This window comes from Anoxybacillus pushchinoensis (assembly GCF_900111795.1).
Lineage (GTDB): Bacteria > Bacillota > Bacilli > Bacillales > Anoxybacillaceae > Anoxybacillus > Anoxybacillus pushchinoensis.
This window is the reverse complement of record NZ_FOJQ01000048.1, coordinates 1-16,318: the sequence shown is the minus strand read 5'-3', so window position 1 is coordinate 16,318 and position 16,318 is coordinate 1. Positions and strand designations below refer to the sequence as shown.

Genomic DNA, 16,318 nt, shown 5'->3' with positions numbered 1-16,318 from the left:
AAGTGCATCGCCTTTTTTAAGATGGAGTTTTCCTCCTCTAGATCCCGAATACGTTTCTTCAGTTCACGAACTTCGTGGTCTTCAGTTCGAAAAGTTTGGGTTTCTGATATTTCTGGTTCTTGCTTATACTTTTTCACCCAACCGTGAAGCGTATTTTCATTAATTTTGAGCTCCCGAGCCACTTGTGCAACGGATTTCGCTTCCTCCAAAATATAACGAACAGTTTGACGCTTAAAGTCTTCTTCGTACCGCCTTTGTTTTTTTGTCATGTAGACACCTCATTTTTTAGTCTATTATTACTATAATAATCTGTGTCTACTTTTTAGTCTAACATCACCCTGATGCAGTGGAGTTCATCGAACAGCTAATTGAAGATGAGGCAGAGATTATTATGACTACCTTGATTGAGATGGAGATCATGTCTCATTTCGAAATCGAAACAGATCCTGACATAAGAGAAAATAGAAAAGGATATATTCAACTGGCTGATCAAATTTATGACATCACTAGAGAAGATACAGAGCTAGCAGCTGACATAAGAAGGAAAGCAAGAGCCGATCGTACACGCAAAAAGAGTATTAAAGCACCAGACGCTCTTGTTGCAGCTGCAGCTCTTATACATAATGCCACATTAGTTAGTAATAACGATAAAGACTTTCGCTGGATTCGAGAGAACTATACTTATAAAGATCGAAAGTTAAATTATGTAAATCCCATAATGGATAAGAAAGCTTACGGCGAATTTGTCAAAGCCTATATCGAAAGCAGAGGGGTTTAGAAAGAACGTTAGCATTTTTATTCGAACATATTACCCTTTACGTATTACACGACATCTCCATTAACGACATTCGTGACCTCATCACCAAAATATTCTCAAAATACTCCTTCCGCAACAAGATATTTCTCAACCCGCTTGCTGCAATGTGAAAACGCAAAATACACTTTTTCAACAGCGAGAACAAAAACAGCCAACCCTAATCGTATCGCAGGCGTCCCTAAAGGAACAATTTGAATTTCAAAATGTGAAGGCACATTTCCTACAATAAAAAGTAAAGAGAGTCAAAGATCACGGAGGAGTACACGCGCTATGACTCTCTATTTCTACAAATCTCGCCAATCCTCGGGGCGTGACAGGCACCGTACCAAGTTGGCCGATCAAATCTCCTCGTCTCCAAAATAATCGATATCAATTCTTTTAACAATATATCTTGCTTGTTCTGATACTCCAATATCGTGGTCAATCATTAATTGAGCAAGTCTTTCGCCATCAATTAAAACAATTTTCTTTTCAATGACTTTCACGTAGTCCTTTGCTTCTTGCGAGAATGTTGAGGTCGTAATGAGAACCCCTTTCCTTGCTCTTTGCCCTTCTAAGCTGCCAGCAAACGCTTGAACAACGGGACGACCAACAGTATTTTCCCAACGTTTAGCTTGAATGTAAACGACGTCCAACCCTAGTTTGTCCTCATTGATAATACCATCAATTCCTTCATCCCCACTTTTCCCGATCGCACGTCCTGCATCACTCCGCGAGCCACCGTATCCCATAGCTACTAACAAGTCGACCACAAGTTTTTCAAAAAATGCGGGGGAACATTTTTTGATGCGCTCGAGCAGTTCATTTGCGAGTTCCTGTCTTAAAGTTTGGTAACTAGATTCGAGAATCTCTTCTGGAGTCCCATTCGTACTGTGAACAACAGACATTGTCTTATCTTTACTATCTCCATTTTCATTTTTTGTGGCATTTCTAAACTCAATAAATTCAGAAAATTGCTCTAAGTATTTCACGTCGATGGCAGGCGGATTGCTTTTCAAAACATCCAGACCGCGTTCAGTAATAATGAAATTTCCTCTCGAAACATTTTTAAGGAGTCCCGCTTTTTTTAAATAAGTTCTTGCCCATCCAACTCGATTTACAAACTTCGATTGTCTTCCACTGGGCAAAAGCTCTTTTTGCTCTTCTTTTGAAAGGTTAAACTCCGATGCTAATTTTTCCATGATTTCTTTTAAACTGTGCTCCTTCTGATCACCTAAAATTTTTAGTAATGGAAGCATGAAGCTTTGATAATCCGGAACAGCCACCATCTTCACCTCTTTGTGCATTCGATCGTTATAAATTTTTTGTGATCATTTTTCTTCGTAAAGGATAGTATCCCCTATATCAGCGCGCGTACTTGCATCAGCAACAGCATTAAATAATAGTGATCGATTTTATAAATGTACCTAAGTTTAACTACGATATGGGAAAGTCCCCATACCACTCTCTACTCTCGTTAAAAACGTCTATCCTTATCCTACATAAATTCCACAAAAAATTCTGTCGAATCTTGTCATAAAATAAAAAAAGACAGAAGTTTTAGCAACTTCTGTCGTAAATAGATATGGCTGAGTTGTATCTTCCTTCGCTAATTTTGTCTGTATAGTGCCTCCAACCCTTTTATCGTCTTATTCGAATCAACATCATCGTGTGGGATTAGCAAGTATATCCATTCTTTCCCGTTGTTTTCGCGGGCGTGGTTGGAGGCGTGTTGGCACCAAGTGATCGCTGCTTTCGCTTTTGCTTTGACTTCTTTATCGTCTTCGATTTTATTGGTCGCTTTGATTTCACATATATACATTTTTTCGTTTGTTTCCACAATGAAGTCTGGAATGTATGCTTTTGTCTGGTTGTAGTAAATTTTGATATGGTTTTGCGTTGGTTTCAGCCATTTTAAAACGGATGGATCGCTTTCACAAATGACGGCGAATCTACGTTCGGCGTCAGATTCGAATTTTTGCGTTCGATATAAGCATTTTGTAAAGCCGCCAAAGCACATGCCACGAATCGAGGATTTATTCGTAATCGGTTGGCGAAAATCGCGCACTTCTTCATCAGCATCGACGGTTACTACGTTGCTCTTTAATGTGTCGAATCCTACCCGAACAATCACTTCATAATTCGTTTGCTCTTCATAATAATGTGCTTTCATTTGTACATAAATAAGTTGAGCTAGTCGTTGTGCATTGTAAATAACAACATTTTTTACATCATCTTCTTTCAAATAACTACGAAGATAATCAATGAGTTGTCCTGATAGTTTATATAGCAATTCCGCATGGTCATCATACGAAATGTTTGGATAATCCATGAGATGAAACACAATATAATTTTCTAAATGCTCTTCTGCTTCTCGGACGTCTTTTTTAATTCGCAATAATTCTCTTTCGTGAGTACGTAAATGCTCAATTAAAATATTTTCCGCAACTGGCTGCAATTTCGGAATCGAACTGCAATCTAAATCAAAATCGTGATAACCCCATGAAATGTCACCTGCCGGTTGTAAAATCACCCTTGGAATTTCAATGGACAAATCAGGAATTAACTCAACCGCCTTTGCCACCATGTTTTCCACTATTTTTTGCGACTCCTCTTCAAATAAGGACAACTGAGACGATGCGTAAAGCTCATTGACTTCATGAATGATCTGTTGCTGGACTGAAGGGTCTTTTAATTGTTTGGAACTATACAACGTTTGCTTATTTGCAATAGTTTTCACCACAGTTTCTGCAATACTTTTCTTTAGTTCAATTTTCTTTTCTTCCTCAGGAGTAACAGGTTTATTTTCACCGACAAGCTGCTCAACGAGCGTAGCTTCTACGTTTGATTCAACGACAATCATTTTTTTCTCCGTCTGTGCTATATCACGACCAATAACAACACCTCGGCGGATAATCGAAGTAGGGTTGTTCGCTTCATCAATAATTTCTTGGAATTTATCATGGGCAATAATCGTTAAACGATCAACCGCTGGCACACCTGTTCGTTTTCCATATGGAAGACGAAGACCGCGGCCAATCGATTGTTCAACTAACGTTTTTGAATTTGCCGCTCGAAGCGGAATAATCGTATATAAATTTGTGACGTCCCAGCCTTCCTTTAACATATTCACATGGATAACAATTTCTACTTTTGAATGAGGATCTTCAAGCGCTAACAGTTCTTTAATTGTTTCATCTTTTTCTTCCCCACGCTGATTGGAATGAACGGTAATGACTTTTCCTTTATAACGTCCTTCAAAAAAGTCGTCGCTTTCCATCATATTCATGAGATCTTCTGCGTGTTTCGTATCTTGAGCCACAACAAGAATAAACGGCTTAACTAATTTTTCGTTGTTTTCACGAGCATATAGTTCTAATTCTAGTTTTGTTTCCTCATGAACTCGAACGCCGTCTTCAAGTTTTAAACGCTCTAACTGATCCTGATTTAATTTCTCTGGATTGAAATTTTCCCTCGTTGCAACAGCAGGTTCTTTTACATACCCATCTTCCATCGCTTTATAAAGAGGATAGCTGTAAATCACGTTTTTAAACGGAATCGTTTTGCTTCCGCTCTCGACTTGCGGGGTCGCAGTTAATTCCAAACCAAGAATCGGATTTAATTCGTTAATTGCTTTTACCCCTGCCGTTGCGCGATAACGATGCGATTCGTCCATTAATAGCACAAGGTCAGGAAGCGCTTTTAAGTAATCGTAATAGCTCTGTCCTAAATATTCACTTAACCGTTTAATACGCGGCGATTTTCCGCTCCTTACTTCGCTGTTAATCTTAGATATATTGAAAATATTAATATTTACAGCTAGAGGATCTTCTAAAAAGAGGGCTTGTTGTTCATAGTTATCCCCTGTAATAATATTTGGCTGTTTATTTGCGAACGATGAAAGCCCCTTAAATACATACTTCGGTGTATTTGGTGTAAAATCTTGGATTAATTTTTCATAAATCGTTAAGTTCGGTGCTAACACAAAGAAGTTGCGAATTCCTTTTGCCATATGTAAATAAGCAATAAACGCCCCCATTAAACGGGTTTTCCCGACACCTGTTGCCAATGCAAAACAGAGCGAAGGGAATTCGCGTTCAAAATCTGTTACGCTTGGGAATCGGGCATTAACAGCAGCTAACTTCTCTTGTAATGATTGGGGATCGTTTTGTTTATTTAAGCCGAAGCGTTCAATCACTTCGGCAAGAATTTCTAACGACTCTTTTTGTGGTTTACGCAGGCTAAGACGGGATGAAATAGCGCTAACGATACGATTCATGACCTTTTCCCCCTAAAATAGCTCTAATTGTTCTGGTTCTCTTTCTTTCATCGGCAAGTTGTTGACGTTTAAGCTGTAGTCGTCACGACCAAATTCACATTTATTTAAAATCGCTTGCGGTATTTTCTTAATCGTTATTTGTGGGAACTCATCTACATTTACATTGTATGCCTTGCAGCAAATCAACAGCGTTTCATTTTCTTTCATTTGTTCTACAATGCCAGCGACCATTTGGTGAGTGACAAGCTGCGTTGTTGTGAAAATAAAATCATTTTCTGTCGATTGACCTTGTTTCCAAAAGACGTGCGGGTCTGGATTGTACGTAAATCCCTCATGTTTACACATCGCTTCCGCAAGCATTTCGGCATTATATTCTGGGTTGATAATCCAATTGCCGAATTTGTCTTTCTTTAATAAGCTTGGTGCTAGTTTATAATAGCGGAAACCGCCGCCGCCTTGCCAATTGACAGCTTTACTAATTCCGCCTTGATCCGTTCCATCAATCACTCGCTTCATCCGTGGAATAATATGCGTATGGCAATGTTCGCCAAGCTCAATCATAATCCAACGTCGCCCCATCTTATGCGCCACCGCTCCTGTTGTACCGGATCCAGCAAACGAATCAAGAACCCAGTCGCCTTCGTTTGTTGCTATTTGCAATATTCTTTGTATCAGCCGTTCAGGCTTAGGAGTAGCAAAAACATCTTGCTCATTAAATTTTTTAACCTCTCTTTTTGCTTCCTGATTATCTCCTACTTCATCTCTTAACCATAAGGTCTTAGGAACTATCCCCTCCTGCACTTCGCTTAAAAATCTTTTTAAACGTGGAACATTATTTCCTTTTTCTCCAAACCAAATACGATTATCTTTTACTAATTCTTCGAACTTACTTTTTGGAATTCTCCAACAAGAACCTTTAGGTGGATAAACAACTCTTCCAGAAGGTGTGGTTATAGGATAATCATATTCTTCAGAATATGTTTTTACTGACAAATCACCAGATGTCCAGGGACCTCTCGGATCATTATCTGGATTTTTATATCTACTATTACTTTCTGTTGTTCTAGGCAGCAAATTTCTTTTCCACAAGTCCTTATTTTTGGCATAAACAAGTATATAGTCGTGGCTATCTGAAATAAATTTCGCATCATTACTAGGAGAAAACTTTTTTTGCCATATAATACTACAAACAAAATTTTTTCTCCCGAATATCTCGTCACAAACTACCTTTAAATAATGTGCCTCATCATCGTCTATTGAAATCCAAAGTGAACCATCCTCGCTAATAAGGTTCCTGATAACTTCTAATCTAGCTTTCATCAAATTCAACCAAATACTATGCTCCAATCCATCATCATAATGTTCAAACGCATTTCCTGTATTATACGGTGGATCAATATAAATGCACTTAATTTTCCCCGTAAACTCCTGTTCCAATGCTTTCAATGCTAACAGATTATCTCCAAAAATAAGCCGATTATCAAAGATATCATTTTCCGTCACTCGTTCTTTCGCGTGATAAGAAAGCTCTGGGTCTTCGAGAAGAATGCGCGGTTCGAGCTTTGGCTGTTCGCCTTTGCCAATCCACGTTAACTCTAGTTTTTGTGCCAATGTACTCCCTCCTGTTGTTATACGATTCTCCATTTGATTGTAAAAAGATGCTCTGTCTTGGTTCGTTGTTCGAGTTTTTTCTCGATTTCTTCAAACAGCCGATCTTTTTGTTCATCAATTTCGTCTTGCTGGTCATAAAGACTTCGCCGCATTTCATTTCGCTTTTTTTCCAGCTCTTTAATTTGCTTGTTCATTTCTAGCTTTTCGGCAAGATTGCGGGTTAATTTCGCATCCCGCTTCAAATGTTCAATTTCCACCGTCACTTCATCTATATCTTTTTCGAGTTTATTTTTCAAGTCTTGTGACCATTTTTCTAATTTTTCTAATTCTGCATCAAGATAAGTAGATGTTCGTTCCATAATCTCATTTAAAATGGACGTTTGTTGTGCTTCGCTAATACGACGGAGTGTATTGCTAATGGATGCTGAAAACTCGATTTCTTCTCTTTCTATAGCAGGCAATTCGAACATTTTTTCACAAATTTCTTGATCGAGTTGCTCCCCATCTAGGTCAATCGCTGAAAAAATAAAATGCTGCTCGTTTTCCAACGATTGGACGTGAAGCAAATCTAACGACAACCATCCTTCTTTCCCAATCAATTGTTCCAAAATCGTCACTTTTCCCTCATAATCCGAATAGCGGAAAGTAATTTCTTTTGAGATAAGCTGGCGGCTTTTGGCCTGTTCGATCCATTTTTGCGCCAATGGATGAGAAAAACGATAATGATGGACGTTTGAACGTTCTTGTTTTTTCGCTTGCGATATCATTTGGTACGTTTCATCGTCTTTCGTAAAACTTAACGTTTCATCGTCAAATGTCGCTTCTTTTGCGCCTTCATATTTGGACAAATTCCAAAGGTAGCGCTCCATGCGGTTAAGATGCAAGCTTGTTTGGTGGTAATGATCTCTTAGCTTCTCCCGCACTTCATCATCAAAGTTCTCTAGCAAATGCATACGCGTTTCTTTCATTTTTAGTTGAATTTGTTCATCTAATTCTGCTTGCAAATGTTTAAATGCTTGCTCGATTTCCTCGGCTGTGCGGCATGTTTGATAAATTTGTTGAATTCGCTTTTCAAAATCGACACCGGATTCAAGCGCGCCTAGCACCTCATCCGAAGAGCCAAAAACTCCCTCAAACAGCCGGAACTTTTCAGAAAGAATTTCATACACTTTTTTATCCGCTTCATTTTTGTGGTTTAAAAAGTTAATCACGACAACATCATGCGTTTGGCCGTAACGGTGGCAGCGACCGATCCGCTGTTCAATCCGCTGCGGATTCCATGGCAAATCATAGTTCACAACTAAGCTGCAAAATTGCAGGTTAATTCCTTCTGATGCTGATTCTGTTGCAATCATAATCGATGCCTGCTCTTTAAAATACTCTACAAGAGCTGCCCGCATATCCGCTGTTTTTGAGCCAGTTATTTTGTCGCTGTGCTGATGTTTTTCTAGCCACTGTGCATAAATTTGTTTTGACTGTTCATCTTCATTTTTCCCATTAAATAATACGATTTTCCCTGCATACCCATTGCGTTCAAGAAATTCGCGCAAATACGCTTGCGTTCGGCGCGATTCGGTGAAGATAACGGCTTTTTCATTCGCGCCTATCATTTTTAATTTCTCAAATCCTTTTTCGAGAGCGATTAACAACGCTTCTGCCTTTGAGTTTTCACGAATCGATTTCGCTAGCGCATAGTATTGTTCTAGTTCTTGTTTTTCCTGTAACACCAGCTGCTTCATTTCAGAAAATGACAACCCGTTATGTATTGGCTGTTCCTCTTCTTCCCATTCTTCTACTGTTTCACTAAATTCATCTACATCTTCGTAAACGTCAGAGCATTCTGCTGCTGTCTCAAGTTTTCCTCGTTCTAAATCCTTTAATAATTGTTCAAGTCGTTGAATGAGGGAATACAGCGTATCAGAAATCGCAAACGAAGAAGAAGCGAGCAATTTGCGGACAACTAACGTCATTAGCGCCCGCTGGCTTGTCGGTAATGCAAAAAGCTGTTCCCGCTGCAAATATGCGGATACTTTTTCGTACAATTCCCATTCGTTGTTCGTCGGCATAAACTCTTGCGTAATCGGGATGCGTTGCGTGTAGTTGACATACTCCGTCACTTGCCGCCGCAACGTCCGGTGGCAAACAGGTTTAATGCGTCGTTTCAAATCGAGAAAATCCGCATCCGACATTTCTTTCGCCCCGCGCGCAAACTGGCGCCGGAATGTCGTTTCATCCCCGAAAATATGTGGGTCGATAAAACTAATTAATCCATATAATTCCATTAATGAATTTTGCAATGGTGTAGCGGTAAGTAAAATTTTCGGGCATCCAGCAGTCGCTGTACGCAAAGCTCTGCCAATTTTGTTTGATTTTTTATATACATTTCTCATCCGGTGGGCTTCATCGAAAACAATTAAATCCCAGTTTACTTTTCGTAACATATCCGCTTTATTTCGTGCATATTGGTAGGAAGTAATGACAATTTGATCTTGCTGCAAGAAAGGGTTGCGATGACCTGAACGCATCATTTCATTAAAGTTTTTACTTTCCAAAATGATCGACGGAATATAAAATTTCTCCCAAAGTTCTTGATCCCACTGCTTCCTTAGTGGTGGCGGTACAATAATAAGGATATTGCGCTTTCGTTCTGCCCATAATTGGCTAATAATGAGCCCTGCTTCAATCGTTTTTCCTAATCCTACTTCATCGGCTAAAATCGCTCCTCTCTCAAGCGGGGCTCGAAAAGCAAATAACGCAGCATCCACCTGATGAGGGTTTAAATCAACTGTCGCGTTAATTAAAGACTGACTTAACCGACCGATCGAGTGAGAAGAATGTTGCCTAGTTAATTCGTAAGCAAAGTATTGGCTTTGATATGGTGTTGTCACTACAAAAACCCCCTATATATCCGAACAACCTATCTATGTCTTATTATACCCGACATTATTTTACAAGAACAGACATTCGACAAAACATGACATTTCTATATTTATCATTTTTAAAAATACCACAAGCCCCCTCCCTCATCACCAAGAAAGGGGGCATTCCATTCTCTTGAGCATGTAAATACTTCTTTCATGCGTCTTGCAGGATTTGTGAATCGTTTACAAATAAATGATCAAACCATCTTGGAATGGCTAGCGTCTTTTTTCCATTTCATAGCGAAAAGGCGGCATCCATACCTCAATGAATACAATCACTTGATGATTTTTTGTTTGAATGTTCGGTAATTCGGAAGGCTCAGGAATGACTTCATTCTCCTGTTCTAATCCGTATAAATGCAATGCTAACGCTTCTTTTGCCATTTGCAGCGCTTCTTCTTCTGTATCGCCACACGTGAAACATCCAGGAAGATCAGGAAATTCCACAGATATTCCGTCACTGCCATCATCGAAAATAGCCGGATAAATATAGCGGTCTTTTTTCATATACACTTTCCTCTCTATTGGAGCATAGATTCGTTTCAATGACCAATGTAATACACTATGTCATGATCCTCTTTGAATGCTATGGATGAACTCCTTATTGATCAACCTCCGATCATCTACAATATCCAACAGTTCATCATGCGGGCGAATGTCGTCGCTTTCATCAGAATAATAGAGAGTAATATGCACTCCTTCTGATTGTGCAATTTGCAACGCTGGCAAAAAGTCACTATCCCCTGTTAAAAGAGCTGCATGCGTAATCAGTTTTTTCGTACTATGCATAACTAAGTCTGTCGCTAGCATAACATCGACACGCTTTTGCTCGAACACAGGGAAACCGCGATCATCAATACCGCGGAATGCAAGTTTTCCTTCTCGAACAGTGAAGCTTTCTAGCCTGTTCAATCTTTTGAAAAAACTTTGAGCATTGGAAAAATACTCTTTTTCCTCTGAAGATGGATTTGGAGATTGATAAGGGAGACAGTGATAGTAGTACGTTCTCAGAAGCAAGTGGTCGTTAGCCATAGCTGCAGCAAGCTTGCTGTAATCAATTTTGGCTTTTCCATGCCATTTCAATACGTTGTCAAGATACCCGCCGTCAATAAATAGGGCGATTCGTGAATACAAAAACATCCCTCCCCACATGAAAAATAAAAGGAGCGACACGATGCCGCTCCCCTTCTTGACCTGTCATCCATATGAACGACAGCGTTTATTCTATGCACAATTATACAGCAAAAACTCGACACGTCAAGACATATCATCATTACAACGATAGATGCTAAAACAAAAAATCCATAGCCACTCCCGCTACGGATTCATTCAATTCTACAAAGCTTCAGGCGGGGTGGCACTCCTACATCTCCAACAAGGACGATAGCTGCCTGTTCCATGCTCTCAAAGTTTTGCGTTATTTTCTACTACACCGTAACGACTAACTCCATATCATGCACCATGTCTCGTTGAAGCTTTTTCATTGTTGGCGTCAGCGTTCCGTGTACATAAACGTTTACTTTTAACTGCGGATTAGCATTTGGATGAATAAATTGGATATTTGCTTTATATGTTCCGCCACTTTCGTCAATAAGCCGAAACATAAATTCGCTATAAAAAGCGGGGACATATCCTAATTTTTCGCCTTGTTTCGTCAATACGACAACCGCTTTCGGATCTTTTTCATTTGTCGGTTCTAGTTGAAGCGTCACGTCATCCCCCACTTGCAACCGATCAAGTACTCGTTCCCCTTCATAATATCTCCATCCAGCAATGTAAAAATCAAAGTCAAACTCATTGCCATATACATAAATGGGTGGTACAAACTCATACGTATCAGTCGCAAGTCTTCCACCGGTCGCACGCAATAAATCCATATTTGTATAATCATTGGATAAGCCATGCGCCCGTAGAATTTCTTGAAAATCTGGACGACGACGATCGGGTAACTGTCGTTCAAAAGGGCCAAACAAACGCTCAGATACATAAACTTTATTTACATCTGGGAAAGCCAAATGTAGATGATATCCGTTTTTTAATGCTTCGATAACTCCTCTTCTCTTCGCATGTTTCTCATAATAAAACATATATTTCCCTTCATGATGCACTAAATTGCCTACATGATATCGCTGACGAGTACGTTCATTTTGCCAAATAAGCCAAAGTACAAAAGGTCGACTCATCCTTTCACTTCCATATACCATTTGATCAACCATTGTTTGCGATACAGTAGTAATTTTGATACCCACCGCTTGTAAATATCATTCATGCAACTAAAAACCAAAAAATATTTTTTCCTCGTTCATGACATCCCAATCCATACGTACATAAAGAAAAAAACAAAAATCGCTGTGTACACTGTACCTAACACCGTTTCGTTATGAATATCACGGCCTTGGTGCAATTTTTTCAACAACAATGCCAAATTAAAAAACCATAAACCTGCGATAATCGGTAAAACCACAAAGCAAAGGTAAATCATTCACTCATCCCCCTTTTTCCTCATTATAACAAATGCATGCACGATCGCCACAAAAAAGACAGAAGCCCGGCGACTTCTGCCTTTTATTTTTATGCAATTTGAAGTGGCATATTTTCTTTTAGGCCGAGCGTTTGGGCAGCCAGTGTTTGTACTTCTCGTAAAAGCGTTTCGTTTTTCATTAGCGATACACCATATGATGGGATCATCTCTTTAATTTTCGCTTCCCATTGTTTCATTTCATTTGGGAAGCATTTTTCAATCACTTCAAGCATGACGTGAACAGCTGTTGAAGCACCCGGTGATGCACCAAGTAGCGCAGCAACCGAGCCGTCATGGGCGGCAACAACTTCCGTACCGAATTGAAGCGTGCCTTTGCCGCCTGCTTCGGTATCTTTAATGACTTGTACACGCTGACCAGCAATAATAACATCCCAATCTTCACTTTTCGCATGCGGGATAAATTCGCGCAATTCTTCCATGCGCTGTTCTTTCGATAACATCACTTGTTCAATTAAATATTTTGTCAACGCCATGTTTTTCGCTCCTGCCGCAAGCATCGTTAACACGTTATGCGGCTTGACAGACGTGATTAAATCAAACAGCGATCCGTTCTTTAAAAATTTCGGTGAAAATCCAGCGAACGGTCCGAACAATAACATTTTTTTACCGTCAATAAAACGTGTATCGAGATGTGGAACAGACATTGGAGGTGCCCCAACTTTCGCTTTGCCGTACACTTTCGCATGATGTTGCTCGATCATGTCTGGATTGTTGCATACCATAAATAGCCCGCTCACCGGAAAACCGCCAATTCCTCTTCCTTCAGGAATTCCTGATTTTTGAAGTAAGTGCAAGCTTCCGCCCCCTGCACCGATAAAGACGAATTTTGCATAATGGGACTGTACTTCACCAGTCGCTACATTGCGCACTTTTACTTCCCATAAGTTGTCACTTGTTCGTTTCATATCTTCAACATGATGTTTATAATACAAATTCACATGCTTATGTTCTAAATGCTCAAATAACATGCGTGTTAAAGCCCCAAAATTCACGTCCGTTCCCGCTTCAATTCTTGTTGCTGCAATTGGTTCCGTCACGATACGATCTTCCATCATCAACGGAATCCACTCTTTCAATTGTTGTGGATCGTCTGAAAACTCCATCCCTTTAAACAAAGGGTTATCCACCATCTGTTCAAACCTCTTCTTCAAAAACGCAACATTTTCTTCCCCTTGCACGAAACTCATATGTGGAATTGGCATAACAAAGTCCTTCGGGTTGCGAATGTGTTTATTTTGAACGAGATAAGACCAAAATTGCAATGATTCTTGAAACTGCTCATTAATTTTAATTGCTTTACCTATATCAATTGATCCGTCCGCTTTTTCAACTGTGTAGTTTAGTTCACAAAGTGCGGCATGACCTGTTCCGGCATTGTTCCATTCGTTCGAGCTTTCATCTGCTGGTTGACCAAGCCTTTCAAACACCGCAATTTCCCACTCTGGTGCTAACTCTTTCAACAACGTCCCTAATGTCGCACTCATAATCCCCGCACCAATTAAAATCACATCTGTTTTCATCATTGGACCCCCTAAACATTCCCATCGATTCGACCAAAAACTTCTCCACATTTATTATAACACATTTCAATTATAGTATGTCACTATTATTCTGCACGATTATAAAAATGTTTATATAATATTAAATAAAAACGAATATACTCACATATGTTCAGCAAAAAGAAACAATATTCTCTTTTTAATGATTTTACAAAATAATTTGATATTTTGCTAGCTTTATTTTTGGAAAGGTGCATCGTCCTAAATATTTTTCTGAAAATACAAACGAAATTTAACTTCTTCATGTTATAATAAACACATAATATATCCGACATTTCTCGACATATATTGCAAGAAGGTTTTTGACTGTTCATGATAAATATATAAATATTTATAAAAATCTGATGATCATTTTATGTGAAAAAAGTCAAAAAGGGGCTGGGAGAAGATGATTCGCACGTACAAAGTCATGCTTCTGCCCAACAATAAGCAAAAGACGAAGCTTTTTCAATGCGCAGGTGTTGCCAGATGGGCGTATAACTTTGCATTAGCACAACAACAAGAAAATGATAAACAAGGTGGCAAATTTTTAAGTGATGGTGAATTAAGAAAAAGATTAACGCAGCTCAAACAAACGAAAGAGTACAGTTGGCTCAATCAATTCTCAAACAACATCACAAAACAAGCAATGAAAGATGCGTGTCAAAATGGAAGAAATCGTGTTGTTGTCATCTCGACATAAATAAAACGAACAAGGTTGCCCTTGTTCGTTTTATTCAACCGGTGCTTCTTGTGTACGAATAAATTGGTCATAAAATGCAGCAAGCGATGTGTAGACGTACGGAATGAGCCATAAAAGTCCGATCCCGAACGTTATAATCGAGAGTAGCCCCCAGCCGATGAAGCTCAAATATAACAAAAATAGTTTTCCTTTATATCCTTTCATTCGTTTTTTACTTTCGCTAATCGCTTGAAGTGCACCGTATTCGGGATGATCTTTTAATAAAAAGAATGCTTGTGAATAAGATAACGATTTAATAATTCCAGGGATAATAAGTAGCAACCCCCACAAAAACACGAAAATACCAAATAAAACAGACGTGCCAATGAGTTTTAAAGATAACTTCCCATCTTGATATACTGTAAACATTGGAGAGATTCGGACAGGTTCATGGCGATACACATCTAAAAATACCCAATACACAACAACACTAAACGGAATGAGCGCAAGTGAAAGAAGCAAACTGACGATCGAAACAGACATTGTCACGTTTTCTTGTTCAATCCATACGTCCCATCCTCCACTTAATACAACCTCAACTACTATAGGGAAAACGATGGTCACGAACGCATAAACAAGCATAAGAAGCACGGCACTGCCCCATTTTCCTTTCAACGCTTCCCTTGCTTCACGCCTTAACAATGATAATGTCATATGATAAAGCCTCCTTTTACGTGATCGCACTTACACATATAGTCTATGCGCTTTTCACTCTAACATACTTATTTGAAAAATGCTATTGATCTTTTAGTAAATGAGATGAATATTTTCTATGTTTTGTATACAATGGGTGTATCCATTATATACGGGAGGAATACAAATGAAAAGCATCAAACCTGGCCGCGGGCCGTCCATGCAAGGTTTTATCGGCAGTATCGCCGCTATTTTATTCGGTATTTTTTGGACGTTTATGACTTTTTCGATTACGAAAGATTCTCCCATTCCAGGGTCACAAATCTTTCCTTTTTTCGGATTCGTTATCATTGGTATCGGTATTTTTCAAGCTGTGTATCATTATAAAAACGCTACAGGGAAAGAACGGATGTCGATCGTCGATATCGTTGACGAAAATGAAGAAAAAGATCCGCTAAACGCTCGCTTGCGTCGTAACGAAGGAGAAAAGTTTTGTCCACACTGTGGAATGAACGTACAAGCAAACTTCCGCTTTTGTCCATCTTGTGGAAAAGCATTATAAATCCAAGTGATACGCGAGAATAAGTAATGAATAAAAAGTTCGGCGCCTGCCGAACTTTTTTACTCTCTTTTTCCCTTTATAGACCTTGTCAACCAGACAGTACCAAAAACGAACACAGCAAAAACCCCAAGCAACGTGCCGAGCATCACGAGTTGAAATACAATGTCCCCGATGTACATAAAATCAACTCCTTTTCTTTCCATTATACTTTATTTTTCATATACGAGCCATGTTGGTTTGTTAATTTTTGCTGATAAACGAACGTATCTTTATCGCTCGGATTTTTATTGCCTCCGAACATAAAGTTGCCTAAGCTGTGAACTACCCCCACTTAATTTTTTAGCGAAAATTTGAAGTGGGGGCTTCCAAAGAAGTTTGACTGCTTTAAACAATCCTTATTCTTTGAGGCGTGTCCACTTCGCCGCTAGAGCATAAGACACTCAGGTCTACAGCTTTACTTTTCTTTAAGATGTTTAATGCGCCATTGACATCAGCATTAATTAGTTTGCCGGACTTTGTTCGATACAAGCCTCGCTTAATACGTTTGCCGCTGAACTTATATTCTTTTGGATTGTCGGCATTATATTCAGGAATCTCATCGCCGTCAAAAAAGCTGGCTTGAGACGTATATGATTCTTCCTGTTTCAAGAATTCAATGCCGTAAAATTCACAAAGATATTCTAGTTTTTCTTTT

General features: G+C 39.2%; 14 protein-coding genes and 2 pseudogenes. 3 read left to right on the top strand and 13 right to left on the bottom strand.

All coding sequences use genetic code 11. The features are described from left to right. On the bottom strand, window positions 1-269 hold a 269-nt coding region (locus BM213_RS11605; RefSeq protein WP_143091199.1), incomplete at its 3' end, for a transposase. 77 nt (window positions 270-346) lie between these two features. Here BM213_RS11605 and BM213_RS11600 point away from each other — a divergent pair. Further along, window positions 347-778, top strand: coding sequence for a PIN domain-containing protein (locus BM213_RS11600; protein WP_244149270.1), 432 nt, complete (start codon window positions 347-349; stop codon window positions 776-778). Between the two features lie 377 nt (window positions 779-1,155). On the opposite strand, the gene BM213_RS11595 is transcribed toward BM213_RS11600, so the two are convergent. The 9 genes from BM213_RS11595 to BM213_RS11555 all read right to left on the bottom strand — a co-directional run bounded on the left by BM213_RS11595 (window position 1,156) and on the right by BM213_RS11555 (window position 13,669). Next, on the bottom strand, window positions 1,156-2,085 hold the full coding sequence (locus BM213_RS11595; RefSeq protein ID WP_341864919.1) for a restriction endonuclease: 930 nt from the start codon (window positions 2,083-2,085) through the stop codon (window positions 1,156-1,158). A gap of 320 nt (window positions 2,086-2,405) precedes the next feature. Further along, window positions 2,406-5,075, bottom strand: a complete 2,670-nt coding sequence (locus BM213_RS11590; RefSeq protein ID WP_091704308.1) for a DEAD/DEAH box helicase — start codon at window positions 5,073-5,075, stop codon at window positions 2,406-2,408. Between the two features lie 12 nt (window positions 5,076-5,087). Further along, window positions 5,088-6,686 (bottom strand): site-specific DNA-methyltransferase, encoded by a 1,599-nt coding sequence (locus tag BM213_RS11585; protein WP_091704305.1) that lies wholly within the window; start codon window positions 6,684-6,686, stop codon window positions 5,088-5,090. Window positions 6,687-6,703: 17 nt separating this feature from the next. Continuing rightward, a complete protein-coding gene (locus BM213_RS11580) occupies window positions 6,704-9,574 on the bottom strand; it encodes an SNF2-related protein (protein WP_091704303.1) in 2,871 nt (956 codons plus the stop codon). A 249-nt stretch (window positions 9,575-9,823) separates the two neighbouring features. Beyond that, entirely contained in the window at window positions 9,824-10,114 is a 291-nt protein-coding gene (locus BM213_RS11575; protein ID WP_231106937.1) for a type II toxin-antitoxin system HicB family antitoxin, read from the bottom strand. Between the two features lie 60 nt (window positions 10,115-10,174). Next, window positions 10,175-10,747, bottom strand: a complete 573-nt coding sequence (locus tag BM213_RS11570; RefSeq protein ID WP_244149269.1) for an NYN domain-containing protein — start codon at window positions 10,745-10,747, stop codon at window positions 10,175-10,177. A 287-nt stretch (window positions 10,748-11,034) separates the two neighbouring features. Continuing rightward, window positions 11,035-11,790 (bottom strand): HIRAN domain-containing protein, encoded by a 756-nt coding sequence (locus tag BM213_RS11565; RefSeq protein WP_091704298.1) that lies wholly within the window; start codon window positions 11,788-11,790, stop codon window positions 11,035-11,037. A 119-nt stretch (window positions 11,791-11,909) separates the two neighbouring features. After that, entirely contained in the window at window positions 11,910-12,089 is a 180-nt protein-coding gene (locus BM213_RS11560) for a hypothetical protein (protein ID WP_035018724.1), read from the bottom strand. A gap of 89 nt (window positions 12,090-12,178) precedes the next feature. Then, entirely contained in the window at window positions 12,179-13,669 is a 1,491-nt protein-coding gene (locus tag BM213_RS11555) for a malate:quinone oxidoreductase (protein WP_091704295.1), read from the bottom strand. Between the two features lie 427 nt (window positions 13,670-14,096). Here BM213_RS11555 and BM213_RS11550 point away from each other — a divergent pair. Further along, window positions 14,097-14,366: pseudogene (locus tag BM213_RS11550) on the top strand (helix-turn-helix domain-containing protein); the annotation flags it as partial. A 54-nt stretch (window positions 14,367-14,420) separates the two neighbouring features. Here BM213_RS11550 and BM213_RS11545 read toward each other — a convergent pair. Then, a complete protein-coding gene (locus BM213_RS11545) occupies window positions 14,421-15,083 on the bottom strand; it encodes a DUF975 family protein (protein ID WP_091704292.1) in 663 nt (220 codons plus the stop codon). A gap of 166 nt (window positions 15,084-15,249) precedes the next feature. Here BM213_RS11545 and BM213_RS11540 point away from each other — a divergent pair, with 166 nt between their 5' ends. Beyond that, window positions 15,250-15,624 carry a zinc ribbon domain-containing protein gene (locus BM213_RS11540; protein WP_091704289.1) on the top strand — a complete coding sequence of 125 codons (375 nt, stop codon included), beginning with the start codon at window positions 15,250-15,252 and terminating at the stop codon, window positions 15,622-15,624. 208 nt (window positions 15,625-15,832) lie between these two features. Here the strand turns inward: BM213_RS11540 and BM213_RS15310 are convergent. Next, window positions 15,833-15,949 (bottom strand): annotated as a pseudogene (locus BM213_RS15310) (CapA family protein); the annotation flags it as partial. A 59-nt stretch (window positions 15,950-16,008) separates the two neighbouring features. Next, window positions 16,009-16,318 (bottom strand): zinc ribbon domain-containing protein (locus BM213_RS11535; protein WP_143091166.1); only part of this gene is annotated, 310 nt, incomplete at its 5' end.

What these genes read in the sequence shown, in the direction of transcription:
- BM213_RS11595 (WP_341864919.1), bottom strand. Translation starts at nt 2,085, where the DNA reads ATGGTGGCTGTTCCGGATTATCAAAGCTTCATGCTTCCATTACTAAAA.
- BM213_RS11590 (WP_091704308.1), bottom strand. Translation starts at nt 5,075, where the DNA reads ATGAATCGTATCGTTAGCGCTATTTCATCCCGTCTTAGCCTGCGTAAA.
- BM213_RS11575 (WP_231106937.1), bottom strand. Translation starts at nt 10,114, where the DNA reads ATGAAAAAAGACCGCTATATTTATCCGGCTATTTTCGATGATGGCAGT.
- BM213_RS11570 (WP_244149269.1), bottom strand. Translation starts at nt 10,747, where the DNA reads ATGTTTTTGTATTCACGAATCGCCCTATTTATTGACGGCGGGTATCTT.
- BM213_RS11565 (WP_091704298.1), bottom strand. Translation starts at nt 11,790, where the DNA reads ATGAGTCGACCTTTTGTACTTTGGCTTATTTGGCAAAATGAACGTACT.
- BM213_RS11560 (WP_035018724.1), bottom strand. Translation starts at nt 12,089, where the DNA reads ATGATTTACCTTTGCTTTGTGGTTTTACCGATTATCGCAGGTTTATGG.
- BM213_RS11555 (WP_091704295.1), bottom strand. Translation starts at nt 13,669, where the DNA reads ATGAAAACAGATGTGATTTTAATTGGTGCGGGGATTATGAGTGCGACA.
- BM213_RS11545 (WP_091704292.1), bottom strand. Translation starts at nt 15,083, where the DNA reads ATGACATTATCATTGTTAAGGCGTGAAGCAAGGGAAGCGTTGAAAGGA.
- BM213_RS11540 (WP_091704289.1), top strand. Translation starts at nt 15,250, where the DNA reads ATGAAAAGCATCAAACCTGGCCGCGGGCCGTCCATGCAAGGTTTTATC.